This window comes from Calditrichia bacterium (assembly GCA_020634975.1).
In the GTDB taxonomy this organism is placed as follows: Bacteria; Calditrichota; Calditrichia; order RBG-13-44-9; family J075; genus JACKAQ01.
On record JACKAQ010000001.1, the window covers coordinates 3203627 to 3217925 of the forward strand.

Genomic DNA, 14299 nt, shown 5'->3' on the forward strand with positions numbered 1-14299 from the left:
CTTATAAGCATCTGGCTCGTATGGTTTTGGTTTTAGAATGATGTTGATGAATCGTCCTGACCCAAATCTGTCAACTCATCCAGTTTATATTTATTTTCTTTATATGCATCGATAATGTCGTGGGCAAATCCCGGAACGAGTTTGTAAATGGGGATTTTAGCTTTCTGGAAAACGCGCAGCGCGTTGGGATCGCACCAGCCGGTCAGCAACACATCGATGCCCAGATTGATCAGCAATTGCGCCGTCAAAATGCCGTTATCGTTCATCGATGTTGCGTTCGGGTTGTGCACAATTTTGGATGTTGTTTGAGCAGACCCGTTTAATTCGAAAATGATATAATATGCAGCGCGCTCAAATTGAAGTTCGACAGGTGAAGACAGATGATTTTCTGAAACGGAAATGGCAACCTTCATTCGCATGCCTTTTGTTTTTGCAATACCTGAATGAAACCAATACAGTGCCAGAAAATCCAACAGCGGTAACGCTATATTTTTATGGAGTTACAGAAAATGGAGGGATTGCGGGGCTTGCAATGTTGCACGATTTTGGGTGGAATCGTTGCATTTTTGCAATGGTGTTTTGCAATGATTTTTCGGAAAGCAATAAAAAAAGGTTGTCAGCAGTAGAGGCAATTCATGAATTGCCTCTACTGCTTATCACGACAATCCGTATTTTTTCATTTTTCGCCAAAGCGTGCTTTTGTCCATTCCCAACGCTTCCGCCGCTTTCCCGCGATGCCCGTGAAATTGATTGAGCGTATTTTCGATATGGGTTTTTTCGGCGCGCTGCACCGGATCGTCCCCGGCTACCGGTTCGACCAGCAAATCCGATTTCAACTGTTTATCCCATAATCGTTCCGGCAGGCATTCGGGGTGGATAACTGCGTCGTGGCAGAGCACAAAGGCGTGTTCCAGCGCGTTTTCCAGCGAGCGGATGTTGCCCGGCCAATCGTAATTCTGGATCATCCGGAACGCCGCCGGCGCAATTTCCCGGATCGATTTATTAAATTTTCGCCGAAATTTTTCCATAAAATGCTCAACCAGCAGCGGAATATCTTCCATTCGATCCCGCAACGGCGGCAAATGGATGTTGATTACATTCAGGCGGTAATACAAATCCTCCCGGAATCGCCCGGATGCCACTTCGTCTTCCATATTTTTGTTGGTTGCGGCGATGATGCGAACGTCAACTTTGATCGATTTGGTACCGCCGACCCGCTCAAACTGTCGCGTTTCCAGCACTCGCAACAGCTTCACCTGCACCGCCGGCGAAATATCACCGATTTCATCCAGAAATAATGTGCCGTTGTGAGCGAGCTCGAACCTGCCCGGTTTACTGCGAATGGCACCGGTAAATGCACCTTTTTCGTGCCCGAACAGCTCGCTTTCCATCAACGTTTCCACAAATGCGCTGCAGTTGAGCACCATAAACGGTCCGGGTTTGCGCTCGCTGTTCAAATGGATTGCCCGGGCAACCAGTTCTTTTCCTGTTCCGCTTTCACCGGTGATCAAAACGGTGCTGTCCGTATGGCAAACGTTGTCGATCAGCTCATAAATTTTTTGCATCGATTTGCTGCGCCCGATAATTTTTTCGAAACGGTAGCGCTCTTCCAGATGGGTTGTCAGATTTTTGATTTCGGTGATATTTTGGAAGGTTTCCACTCCGCCGATGTGCACGCCGTTGGCGTCAAACATTGGTGCGGAATTGACGCGAACGGGAACGCGCCGGCCATCTTTGCGGATAATTTGCAGTTCGTGATTGTCTGTCGATTGGCGATCCCGCATGGTGCATTCCATGTGGCAACCGTTCCGGCATACCTTCGATTGAAAAATTTCCCAACAGCGTTTGCCAACCGCTTCTTTTGCGGAATATCCCGTAACACGTTCCGCCGAAACGTTGAATGAGGTGATAATCCAGTTTTTATCAATCGTAAAAGTGCCTTCCAGCCGGCTGTTGAAAATGGCTTGCAGCCGGTTCCGCTCGTTCAATATTTCCAGCGATTTTTCGCGCAGCGATTGGGTCAGATAAGCCATTTCCTGAGTGTTCCGGAAAACGAAAACGATGCCGACAATCGGTTTTCCCGGCGGTTTCAGCGGCGTGATGGAGGCTAAAACGTTGAATTTTTGCCCGTCTGCATTTACGAGGTTAACAGAAAGATTGGAAAACGATTGCCCTTTTGTGAGCGCATCTTCGGTGAAACTGTTTTCGGAGGGCGTATCTTTGAACAGAAATTGATAATCGCGGAATATAATTTCCTTCTCGGCAAAACCGGTAATCCGTTGGGCTGCCTCGTTGAAAGCGATGATTTTTTTATCCCGGTCGATAACGATGATGCCGTCCGGCGCAACAACTTCTTCCGGGGGAATTTCTGTTTTTTTCATGGTTCCACACTTAATATTCAAATGAATATAAAGAGCTGCCCGCAATTTTCAAAAGGGTTCTGAACTGCCCGTAGTGATGCACTGTTGCAATCAGACAGGCGGTGCTTTTCTGTTGAGCGCTGCGAAAAATCGCGCTTCCCCGAAAATAATCTTGACAATGCGGATGCAAATTTGTAAAATAGCTCAAACGATTGCGCAAAACTTGGCACAAAATAAAAGTAAGCAAATGTCAATTACCATTCACGATATTGCCGCAAAAGCCGGTGTTTCCCTGTCAACCGTTTCGCGGGTGCTGAACGGAAAAGCCAAAAAATATCGCATCAGTCCGAAAACCGAAGAAACCATTTTGCATTTTGCGGAGGAGCTGAATTACCGTCCCAACAAAATGGCGCAGGGGCTGCGCCTCAAAAAATCGCATACAATCGGTTTGGTCGTGCCGGATATCTCCAACCCGTTTTTTGCATACGTCACCCGGGTGATCCAAACCAAAGCCTACGAAATGGGCTACAGCCTGATCGTCTGCAACACCAACGAAGATCTTTCCACGGAAATCGAGCAAATTGAACTGATGAAAAGCAAAGTGATTGACGGATTTATCGTGATGCCGGTGGGTACGGATTACCGCCATCTGGAAACGTTGATCCGCAAAAAACATCCGCTGGTGCTGCTGGATCGCTGTTTTGATGCGCTGCAAACCAGCTCGGTTGTGGTGGATAATTACGAAGGCGCGTATCTGGCGACTGCATATTTGATTGAGTGCGGGCATAAAAAAATTGGCATAATTCAAGGTTTACCAGATACTTACACGAACACAGAGCGCATGCGCGGATATCTTGATGCGCTGCGGGAAAACAATATCGAAGTGAAATCGCAATATATTGTTGGCAAAGATTACCGCCGCGAATCCGGTTATATCGAAACCAAGCTGCTGCTGAATCTGGAGGAGCGCCCGACGGCGATTTTCACCACCAGCGACCTGATTACATTGGGCGCGTTGCAGGCGATTGTCGAGGACAATTACAAGATTCCGGATGATATTTCCATCGTTTCGTTCGACGATACCGATTTTGCGCCATTCCTTTTTTCCCCGTTGACCGCCGTTCGCCAGCCCAAAGAGTTGATGGGCGAGATTGCCGTAAAAATGCTCATCGATGCCATGAACGGCGAAAATGCAACCGAAAAACAACGCATTATTCTTAAATCCCAGTTGGTTAAGCGGGCGTCTGTTAAAAACTTTAACCCGGTCCCGGTTTCAGCAAATTCATTTTCGGGAAACAGCAACCACTAACCTGTGCATGGCTTAGCCGCGATAATTGCTGAGCATTTTTCCTTTTAAAAAATCAAGTTGTTTAAATTTGTTAAGGATGCTAAACCTTGAATTATTTGCTGTTTGCGCAAACGTTTGTTCTAATTTGATCGCATGACTCATGGTTACAAAACGCGACAAAACAATTGAATACATCCATTTTGGTGACTGTCTGATGAGAAAAAATATTTATAGTGCATCTGTTCTTTTGGCAATAGTGTTGCTGTTGGCGGGCACCGCTGTGCTGCTCGCAGGAACCGGCGGCAAAATTGCCGGAACCATAACCGATGCCCAAACCGGTGATCCGTTGGTGGGCGTTAATATTATTGTGGAAGAACTGCAAACCGGCGCATCGTCCGATGCAGATGGCTACTTTTTTATCCTGGGATTGCATCCGGGCAGATACACGGTTTCATTTTCATACGTCGGATACAAAACACTCACCAAAACCGGTATTTTGGTGGTTACGGATCGCACAATTGTGGTGAATGCGACGCTGGAATCCTCAATTATTGAGGGTGCGGAAGTGACCGTCACCGGGCAGCGCGATATCGTTGAGAAAGATTTGACCGCCAGCGAACAGGTGGTTGGCGATGAGGAAATCCGCAAATCGTGGATTCGCACGTTGCCGGAATTGCTGGAAACGCAGGTCGGCGTTTTTCAGGGCACTTTTCGCGGATCGTCCAATTTGCAGGCGGTTTATTTGCTCGATAACCTCAGTGTAAACAGCGGCTTAGTGTCTGATAATTATACCAGTTTCAACCTTTCGGCGATACAGGAGCTTTCCGTGCAAACCGGCGGATATAACGCCGAATACGGTGAAGCACGTTCTGCAATTATTAACGTGGTTGAAAAAGAATCGATCACCGGCATTCACGGCAGTTTTCTCGGTCGGATGAAACCGGCGGGCACCTATCATTTCGGACCGTATTTATACAGCCGGGACAATTACGATTTTACCAATTACGATCTCGATTACTGGACGGATCAATCCAACGACCCGCTGAGCCGCTTTTTTCAGCAGGATCCCGCAGAGCTGCTCAGCCAGTGGCAAAGCCAGATTACCCCGAACGACACGCTGGGCAATTACAACGAACGCGCCGAATACGAAACCGAGGCAACCGTTTACGGTGCGTTGAGCAATCGGGTGAATTTTCTGGTTTCCGGGCGATTCAAACGTGGCGTGGGCATTTATCCGCAAGCCATTCCCTTTAATCCCGAACATAATATTCAGGGATACGTTAATTTCAAAATAAACAACAGCTTAAAAATTCGTGTTGGCGGATTTACCGGCGGCTGGGAAAGCTCCGGCAATCTTTCTGTGAATTTCAATTCGCTGGAATCGGCGCAGGAATCTGCCTGGCTGATTCCCATGCAGGTGAGCCAGCCGTATTCCCGGCATAAATTTAACCCGATGGGCGCGATTTATCTGCAATGGCCGGAAGAACGGCGCTGGAATCAGGTGTATCTGAAGCTGTCGCATGTGTTGAACCAGAAAACATTTTACGAGATCACCGCGAGCTATTTGCAGGATAAAATGGATCGCTCCGACCGCTACGGCAGAATCCCGGATTCGCTCTATTCCCGCCGCGATGACGAATTTATGATGGTCGATCGATACATCAAACAGGGCTATTTTCATGCGTGGGATAAAACATCCAGCAGCGTTTTCCAGCTCAAAGGGGACTTTACCAGCCAGCTCGACAAACACAATCTGGTGAAAGCCGGGTTCGGCTTCAAACAGAACGATTTCAGTTACGAGCATTTTATGGGCGTTCACGAAGGCGGCGCGCGCTGGAATCTTGTGAATTTATTCGACGGAAAACCGTACGAAGGCAATGTTTATCTGCAGGATAAAATTGAATTTCCGGGGCTGATCCTCAACGCCGGATTGCGGATGGATTTTTTCCACCAAAACCGCAAGGCTTCGGCAAATATGTTCGATCCGCTGGCGTTCCAGCCCGGTACGCCCGGGCACGATCCGGAGGAGCCGCTCGGTTTTCCCGGCACGCCGGAAACGGTGGACACCGACCTGAAAATGGCGCTCGCACCGCGATTGGGCATTTCCCACCCGATCAGCCAGCATTCCGTGCTGCATTTTTCATACGGTCATTTTTACCAGCGTCCGTCGTGGACAAAAATGTTCGGCTTGCCCTACGTAAATTACACGGAAAGCGACAGCGCCGCACTCGATCCGTATGGCAACCAGTTCACTTATATGGAAGAATGGCACGGCTGGTACGGCAATCCCGGAATGGGTTACGAACGCACCGTGCAATACGAACTGGGTATCGATTACGACATTGCCAATCAATACAAATTTGACCTGACCGGCTATTACAAAGATGGCAACAACGAAGCCACGGTAATCACCGGCGTTTACGCGGCAACCTACAACACCACCAAAGCCCTGATGGTCAGTAACTCCGGTTATTCCGATGTTCGCGGTGTGGAAATGTCGTTGGGTTCGCATTTGCGCGGACCGTTCAATTTCGATGCAAGTTACGATATTTTTTGGTCTGCCAGCGGCGAAGTGGGTTTCAGCCGACTTTACGAACCGGGTTCGGATTTGATCGACGTGCCCAAAGGATTGCGCAGCGGCGAGAGCATCTGGAATAATTTCCACAAAATTAAACTGACCGGAAATATGTATCTGCCGAAAGGCGGCGGCCCGAAATTGTTCGGCGCAAATCCGTTTGGCGATCTGAATGTGAACGCTTATTTCTGGTGGCGCAGCGGTGATCCGTACACCTATCATTCGCCAGGCGATATTTCTACAAAAACGAACAACCGCCGCTGGTTCAGCTATTACCAGCTCAATTTGAAAATCTCAAAAGGGTTCCATTTGCTGAATGTGCGCAGCGAGTTGTCGGTGGACATTCGCAATGTGTTCAACCAGAAATTTTTGCGGCGGCTGTATGGCGACGATCTGATTCGCTGGCACGAAAACCCCAACATGCCGGACGAACAGCGGTTGCCGCGCAACAGCTATTCCAACGAGCCGGATGTGTGGAATTGGTACACCTACGAAGTGCCGCCGCGTGAGGCGTATTTGCAGTTCAAAATTGATTTTTAGGAGAATTTGCCATTGCGGAACGCATATATGCGTTCCCTACGAAAGCAATCAGAACGATGTAGGGTTTGCAGATATGCGAACCGGATTTTTTCTGCGTTGCTTTTTGGCAAACAACAAAATCTGACTTTGTCAGCACAATTTATCGAGGTCCATTTATGCGCGTTCTTCAACTGATGCCGAAATTCGGGCGTTTTTTCCTGCTGCTGCTGTGCGTTGGCGCTGCGGCGTTTGCGGGTGACAAAGGCAAAATCGCCGGAAACGTGACGGACAGCCAGACCGGTGAGCCGCTCGTCGGTGCGAATGTGGAAATCGAAGGATTGCAAACCGGCGCATCAACGGATGCTGACGGCGATTTTTTTATCATCAACATTCACCCGGGTACGTACACCGTCACCTGCTCGTATATTGGCTACAAAATTATCACTTACACTGATATTCTGGTGAAAGCCGGACGCACTACGCGAATGCAAATCAAACTGGCGCCGGCAGTTATCGAAGGGCAAACCGTAACCGTAACTGCGGACCGGCCGATCATCGAAAAAGATGTGACAGCCAGCGAACAGGTGATCGGCACCGAATTGCTGGAACGCTCGTGGGCGCGAACCGTCAGCGAAGCGCTGGAAACGCAAACCGGGATTTTTTCCACCGTGCCGGATGCGGCGTGGGAACGCGGCCGAAACCAGACGCTGATTCGCGGCAGTTCGAGTGTCCAGGCGCTGTATCAACTGGATAACCTCAGTGTAAACAGCGGGTTAATGTCCGACAATTATACCGGATTCAATACCTCGACCATTCAGGAAATTTCCGTTTTGACCGGCGGATACAACGCGGAATACGGCGATGCGCGTACGGCGATCATCAATGTCGTTTCCAAAGAATCGGCGGAAGGCGTGAAAGGCACGCTGCTTTCCCGGTTTCGTCCGGCGGGCAAATATCACTTCGGACCGAATTTTTACAGCACATCCAATTACGATTACCAACACTTTGATCTCGAATACTGGACGGCGGAATCGCAAAACAACAACAGCGAATTTTTTGGGGAAAATCCCGAAGAATTGCTCAGCCGCTGGCGTCAGCAGATCACCCCGAACGATACGCTCGGCAATTACGCCGATCGCCCGGAATACGAGCTGGAAGGCACGCTTTTTGGCGGTTTGAACGAGCAGCTCAGTTTTCTGGCTTCCGCGCGATACAAACATGGCGTCGGCATCTTCCCGCAGGCGATTCCCTACAATCCGGAATTCAATTTTCAGGGATACCTGAACTATAATATTTCCACATCCTTAAAGCTGCGCATCGGTGGGTTTTTCGGCGGTTGGGAAAGCTCCGATTATCGTTCTGCGAATATGAACACGCTGGAATCTGCGCAGCAGGCATTGTGGTCTGCGCCGATGCGCATCGACGAGCAGTACGCCCGCGCCAAATACAATCCGTATGGTGCAATTTATCGCCACTGGCCGGAGCAACGTCGCTGGACGCAGGTGTACGGGCGCTTCACCCACATTTTGAATGCGAACGCATTTTACGAATTTACGCTCAGTTACCTGCGCGACAAAATGGATCGCTCCGACCGCAACAACATGTTGCCGGATACGCTTTTCTCCACCCGCGATGATGAATTAATGATGATCGATCGCTTTTTGCAACAGGGTTACAACCAAACCTGGGACAAAAATTCCAGCAAAGTGTATGCGATGCAGGGCGATTATACCAATCAGATTACCAAAAATCACCTGATGAAAGCGGGTGTGGGATTCCGCTATTACGATTTCCATTTTGAGCATTTCAACGGGTTGTACGAAGGCGGCAGCCGGCGCAATTTTGTGAATATTTTTGACGGTACGCCCTACGAAGGGCATCTCTATCTGCAGGACAAAATCGAATATTCCGGGCTGGTGCTGAACCTTGGCGTCCGGGCGGATTTTTTTGACCAGAACCGCGATGCACCGAAAAACATGTTCGATCCGCTGGCTATCCAGCCAACCACACCGGGACATGATCCCGATCAGCCGCTCGGCATTCCCGGCAACCCGGAAAGGGAAGCAACCGATTTGCAGGTGGCAGTTGCCCCGCGATTGGGCGTTGCCCACCCGATCAGCCAAAACGCCGTGCTGCACTTTTCATACGGGCATTTTTACCAGCGTCCCTCATGGACAAAAATGTTCGGCATGCCCTTCGTGAATTTTACGGAAGATATGTCCACCGCGCTCGATCCGTACGCCAACCAGATCACTTATATGGAAGAATGGCAGGGCTGGTACGGCAATCCCAAATTGGGATTTGAGCGCACCATTCAGGCGGAGTTGGGCATTGATTACAATTTTTCACGCTGGTTTAAGCTGGATTTCACAGGTTATTACAAAGATAGCAATCGCGAAGCCGGCGTGATCACCGGAGTTTACGGCGCAATTTACGACAACACCAAACCGCTGATGCTGAGCAACTCCGGCTATTCCGATGTTCGCGGCATCGAAACGCGGCTGGATACCCACTTTCCGCAGCCGTTCAATGTTGGTGTCAGCCACGATATTTACTGGTCTTTCGCCGGCGAAACCGGTTTCAGCCGTCTGTTTGAAGAAGGCTCCACCCGGTTGGATGTCCCCAAAGGTTTGCGGGAAAACAAAGGCGACTGGAGCAGCTATCACCGCGTGAAAGCGTGGGGCAATTTATATCTGGAACCGGGTTCCGGCCCGGAATTTTTCGGGACGAAACCGCTCGGCGATCTGAATATTTTTGCCTATTTCTGGTGGCGCAGCGGGCATCCCTACACCTACCACCCGCCGGGCGATATTTCCACCCGTGCGAACAATCGCCGCTGGTTCAATTACTACCAGCTTAATTTGAAATTATCCAAAGGTTTTGATTGGTACGGCATCCGTGCAGAACTCAGCGCGGACATCCGCAACGTGTTCGACTGGCAATTTTACAGCCTGTTGTATGGCGATGATATGACGCGCTGGCAGGAAAATCCCGCTTTATCCGAAGAAGATCGCCTGCCGCGAAACTGGTTTTCCGGCGAACCGGATGTGTGGGGTTGGTACACCTACGAAGTGCCGCCGCGCCAGATTTACATGCAGTTGAAACTCGATTTTTGAGAATTGCCGCAGATGCACTGAGCGCACAGCGGTGAAAAAACACAATATGTCATTCCTGCTCCGAAGGAGCGCCTTTGGCGCGAAGGCAGGAATCTCTATTACCAAATGCTGCGCTGAAGTGAAAAAAAAGCAATCAAATGTTTTCCGGAATTAAAGGAGATCCGATGAAATTATCCGTTTTGCGCAACGCCTGTCTTCCCAAAAAGGGCACTGTTTTGCGATGGCTGTTGCCTGCGCTGCTGCTGTTGCTGCCGATATCCCAAAGCCACGCCCAGGTGGTGTGGGGCAAACAAACCCTGAAACGCGGCAAATTGTGGGCGACGCTCTGGAATTCGTTCCAGTACGGCGATCCGGTGGAAACTTCCAACGCGTTTCACACGCTGGATTATCCGGGCTATTCCAAAGGCCCGAACATCGACGACGCGCTAAACTACGCAGAGGCAGCCGGTTACGCCATTTACGGCGAGCGCAATAACATTGCCTATTCGTACACGCTGAACTCGCGGTTTTTCCCCTCCGGCGAACACGTTTTTCCGCTGGAAGAGGCGATTCTCACCAGGAATTACAATCTCGAAAATCTCTCCACTGCCGGCGAGGAAATCGTTACCGGCGGTCATCACGTTAACGGGCTGGAACTGGATCTCTCCCGGCGCAGCATGGTGTGGAGCTATCCGGAATACGACGATTTTATCATTCACGAAGTGACCATCACCAATTTTGATATCACTATTGTGGAAAATCTCTATTTCGGGATGCGCTACGGCGTGCGCCTCACCCAGCGATCCGGCACTCGCGGCGACGAGAAATTCGGCTGGAACGATGAAAATCACCTGTTCTATTTTTACGATCACCGCAGTTTCCGGTTTGAGGATGAGGAGCCGGTGCAGTGGAGCAACGGCGTTGGTCCGGAACGCGGCGATATCGGCGATGCCCGCGACATCTGGGAAGCCGGTTCCCGCCAGCACGAGCTGGATGCTGCCGGTCACTTCACCGTGATTGTGCTGGATTCCGCCAATGGAAACGTGTATCAAAACATTCTCGAACACGTTGGGCAAGGCGTTACCGAAGGCGCGCCGCGCGAAGATGTGATGTTCATTCAGGGCGTGGATCAACCGGCCAGATTTCTGGAAGTGCTCACCCACCAGCAGCCCAAAATGTCCTGGGACGATGCCCGCGATGCCGGTGGCGAAGGCGGCAACAAATACGAACGACGACCGGAATTTCTGGTTTCTGTGGGACCGCTTACGCTGTCGCCATTCGAAACCAAACGCATTGTTTTTGCAGAAGTTATGGGCGAAATGAGCCGCGAAAAAATTGTTGAAGGTGGTGTGGAGAATATCGACCTGATGGCAGTGGCTTCGCTCGATTCGATGCTGAAAAATGTGGCTGCGGCAAAACGGCTGTTCGCCAACAATTACATGCCGGAATACCATCCGCCGATGACGCCGACCAACGGCGAAAACAGCCTGCGCCTGACCACCGACGCCGGAAAAATCACCGTCGAGTGGCCGCCGGTTCCGGACACTTACGTCGATCCGTCCACCCGCCAAAATGATTTCGCCGGATACCGGATTTACCGCTCAACCTATTTCACCATCGGACCGTGGACGCTGGTGGCGGATATCCCCAAAGCTGATGCAGAAATTGTCAACGGCATGGTGCAATATGTGGACGACGATCTGCCGAACGGCGTCGGCAATTATTACTGCGTTACCACTTACGATACGGACGGTCACGAAAGCGGCAAAGTGAACAACAACCGCTTCCCGGTATATCCGCTGCGGGCGCCAAACGAGCAGTTCCCGAAAGAAGTGTATGTGGTGCCGAATCCCTTCCGCCAAAACAGCGGATTGTTGGGGCAGGGCGAGGGCAATCGCATCGAATTTATCGGGATTCCGGGGCGCTGCGTCATCAAAATTTATACGCTGACCGGCGATCTGGTGCAGGAATTTTCCCACGACGACGGCAGCGGTTCTGCCGCATGGGGCAGCATTCTCAAACTGGATTACCAACTCAATAAATGGGCGCTGGGCATCGCGCCGGGGGTTTACATTTTTATGGTGGAATCCCGCGTGCCCGGGCATGAAAGCGAAAAGCATATCGGCAAGTTTGCCATTATTAAATGATTGGTTGCCGCAAAGTCGCTAAGAACGCAAAGGTTTTTTTATGAACCACAATATTCACTGTCATGCTGAGGGCGTTTTTTGCCCGAAGAATATCGCTGTTGCGAAACCAGAATTCTTCGCCTGCGGCTCAGAATGACCGGGAAAATGCGGATTCGCATTCAAAGTATATTGTTCTTTGCGGACGTTGCGACTTCGCGGCATAAAAAATGATAACAGAAGATGGCTGCAGTATTCAGCAAATAATCCGGAGTAACATCCATGAAACATATCGCTTTAAAACATTGTTTTTTCACGCTGTTGATGCTCCCGTTTCTGGCGGGATTTGCCGGTGCGCAATCCGGGATTGAGCCGAATAATATCGAACGGGTCGGGCAGTCGGGCTGGCAATTTCTGAAAATCAACGGCGATCCCGTACCGGCGGCGATGGGCGGCGCAACAACCGCCATTTCCCCGAAAAACGCCAACGCCGTGTTCGGCAATCCGGCATCGCTGACCGGTGTGCGGCGGCTGGATGTGCAGTTCAACAACGTCAACTGGATTGCGGATATCAGCCACCAATCCGTTGCGCTGGCGTGGAATGCGGGCAACACCGGCGTTTTTGCCATCAGTTTGGTCAGTCTGGATTACGGCGATATTCCCGAAACCGTCAACGCCGCCATTCCCGGCGACGACAGCCGCACGCAGGCGATGGTTACCGGCAACTTTTTTACGGCGCGGGATATTGCCGCGGGCGTTTCGTATTCCCGGCAAATTACCGACCGGCTGTCGCTGGGCGGGAACGTGCGCTGGATTCAGCAAAAAATTGCCGAGCTGAGCATGTCCAACTGGTCGATCGATTTCGGGACGATGTATTACACCGGATTTCGCACGCTGCGGCTGGCAATTACCGCCCGGAATTTCGGGCCGGATTCGCACATCATCGGGTGGAGCGAGGAATATCAGCGGGAGCCGGTGGATGTGCGCATGCCCATCGATTTTCGCGCCGGCGTCGCGATGGATTTTTTCGAAAATACCGAAGATCCGCACCTGCTGACCGTGGTTTTCGAGGGCGATCATCCCAACGACGGGCCGGAAAAATATCACTTCGGGATGGATTACACCTTTCAGGAAATATTTTCGCTGCGCGGCGGATATCGCTTCAATTATGACGAGCAGGGTTTTTCCATCGGCGCAGGATTTTTGTATAACCAGAGCGGATTTAGCGGCGCAGTGAACTATGCATACCTGAATTTCGGGGCGCTGGAAAATGCGCATTTTCTTTCATTGGGTTTTTCGTTATAGACAAAAACGAGGATTTGAGAAGTGGTGGTGACATATGCGGAATAAAGTGGTCGTGGTGGGCAGTTACAATATCGATCAAACCATTCGGGTGCGAAAAATTCCTTCGCCGGGCGAAACGATTATCGGCAGCGGTTTCAGCAGCGGTTCCGGCGGAAAGGGCGCCAATCAGGCGGTTGCGGCGGCGCGTGCCGGTGCTGCAGTCACATTTGTCGCGAAAGTGGGCACCGATCCGTTGACATTGCAGGCGTTAGCCGATTTGCAACATGAAGGTATCGACACAAGTTTTATCATTCGCGATGAGAAATCGGCAACCGGACGGGCATGGATTGTGGTGGATGACAGCGGCGAAAACAGTATCGTTGTCGCGCCCGGCGCGAACGCGCAGCTTTCCCCGGCGGATGTGGCGCTCGCCGCAGATGCCATCGCCGCGGCAAATGTGCTGTTGCTGCAACTGGAAACACCCATCGAAACGGTGATGGCTGCAGCAAAAATTGCCGCCGCAGCCGGAACGACAGTCATTCTCAATCCGGCGCCGGCACAGCCGCTCAGCCCGGAATTTCTGAAACTGGTGGACATTATCACCCCAAATATTGTTGAGGCGAAAATGCTGACCGGTATTTCCTGCAGAGATGACCAATCGCTGACCACCGCCGCGCTAAGCCTGCAGCACAAAGGCGTAAAAGATGTGTTGATCACGCTCGGCAAAAAAGGGGTTTTTGTGCACGGTCGCGATGGCATGTTCTGCGTGCCCGCATATCAGGTGAACGCCGTGGATACTACCGGCGCCGGCGATGTGTTCAACGGCTGCCTCGCCGCTTTTTTGAATGCCGACCGCAGCATGCGCGAAGTGCTGGATATCGCGGCTGCGGCTGCGGCAATTTCCGTAACCAAAAACGGTGCACAGGCTGCCGCACCGCATTTTTCTGAAATTGAAAGTTTTTGTGAAAATTATTCGATCGCCCGTTAGGGCTCTGTCTTCTATTGCGATGGTTGATCAGCCATCTCTAATATTTATCACACAATTAACCGGAGGC

At 50.9% G+C, this 14299-nt stretch carries 8 protein-coding genes; 6 read left to right on the forward strand and 2 right to left on the reverse strand.

Annotated features, from left to right (window positions below; all coding sequences use genetic code 11):
- Positions 1-32: 32 nt before the first annotated feature.
- Entirely contained in the window at positions 33-413 is a 381-nt protein-coding gene (locus H6629_12865; protein MCB9068685.1) for a NifB/NifX family molybdenum-iron cluster-binding protein, read from the reverse strand.
- A gap of 243 nt (positions 414-656) precedes the next feature.
- On the reverse strand, positions 657-2381 hold the full coding sequence (locus H6629_12870; GenBank protein MCB9068686.1) for a sigma 54-interacting transcriptional regulator: 1725 nt from the start codon (positions 2379-2381) through the stop codon (positions 657-659).
- Positions 2382-2607: 226 nt separating this feature from the next.
- Between H6629_12870 and H6629_12875 the strand changes: the two genes are divergently transcribed.
- From H6629_12875 to rbsK, 6 genes are all read left to right on the forward strand, one after another.
- A complete protein-coding gene (locus H6629_12875; GenBank protein MCB9068687.1) occupies positions 2608-3669 on the forward strand; it encodes a LacI family DNA-binding transcriptional regulator in 1062 nt (353 codons plus the stop codon).
- Between the two features lie 193 nt (positions 3670-3862).
- Positions 3863-6763 (forward strand): TonB-dependent receptor, encoded by a 2901-nt coding sequence (locus tag H6629_12880; protein ID MCB9068688.1) that lies wholly within the window; start codon positions 3863-3865, stop codon positions 6761-6763.
- A 155-nt stretch (positions 6764-6918) separates the two neighbouring features.
- Complete coding sequence (locus H6629_12885; GenBank protein MCB9068689.1) at positions 6919-9858, forward strand: carboxypeptidase-like regulatory domain-containing protein; 2940 nt, start codon at positions 6919-6921, stop codon at positions 9856-9858.
- Between the two features lie 164 nt (positions 9859-10022).
- On the forward strand, positions 10023-11984 hold the full coding sequence (locus H6629_12890) for a hypothetical protein (GenBank protein MCB9068690.1): 1962 nt from the start codon (positions 10023-10025) through the stop codon (positions 11982-11984).
- A gap of 258 nt (positions 11985-12242) precedes the next feature.
- Complete coding sequence (locus H6629_12895; GenBank protein MCB9068691.1) at positions 12243-13265, forward strand: PorV/PorQ family protein; 1023 nt, start codon at positions 12243-12245, stop codon at positions 13263-13265.
- Positions 13266-13299: 34 nt separating this feature from the next.
- Complete coding sequence (gene rbsK / locus H6629_12900) at positions 13300-14232, forward strand: ribokinase (protein ID MCB9068692.1); 933 nt, start codon at positions 13300-13302, stop codon at positions 14230-14232.
- Positions 14233-14299 lie beyond the last annotated feature (67 nt).

Bases quoted from the DNA above. Each gene is read 5' to 3' on its own strand.
- H6629_12880 (MCB9068688.1), top strand. From the start codon at position 3,863: ATGAGAAAAAATATTTATAGTGCATCTGTTCTTTTGGCAATAGTGTTG.
- H6629_12875 (MCB9068687.1), top strand. From the start codon at position 2,608: ATGTCAATTACCATTCACGATATTGCCGCAAAAGCCGGTGTTTCCCTG.
- H6629_12890 (MCB9068690.1), top strand. From the start codon at position 10,023: ATGAAATTATCCGTTTTGCGCAACGCCTGTCTTCCCAAAAAGGGCACT.
- H6629_12865 (MCB9068685.1), bottom strand. From the start codon at position 413: ATGAAGGTTGCCATTTCCGTTTCAGAAAATCATCTGTCTTCACCTGTC.
- H6629_12870 (MCB9068686.1), bottom strand. From the start codon at position 2,381: ATGAAAAAAACAGAAATTCCCCCGGAAGAAGTTGTTGCGCCGGACGGC.
- H6629_12885 (MCB9068689.1), top strand. From the start codon at position 6,919: ATGCGCGTTCTTCAACTGATGCCGAAATTCGGGCGTTTTTTCCTGCTG.
- H6629_12895 (MCB9068691.1), top strand. From the start codon at position 12,243: ATGAAACATATCGCTTTAAAACATTGTTTTTTCACGCTGTTGATGCTC.
- rbsK (MCB9068692.1), top strand. From the start codon at position 13,300: ATGCGGAATAAAGTGGTCGTGGTGGGCAGTTACAATATCGATCAAACC.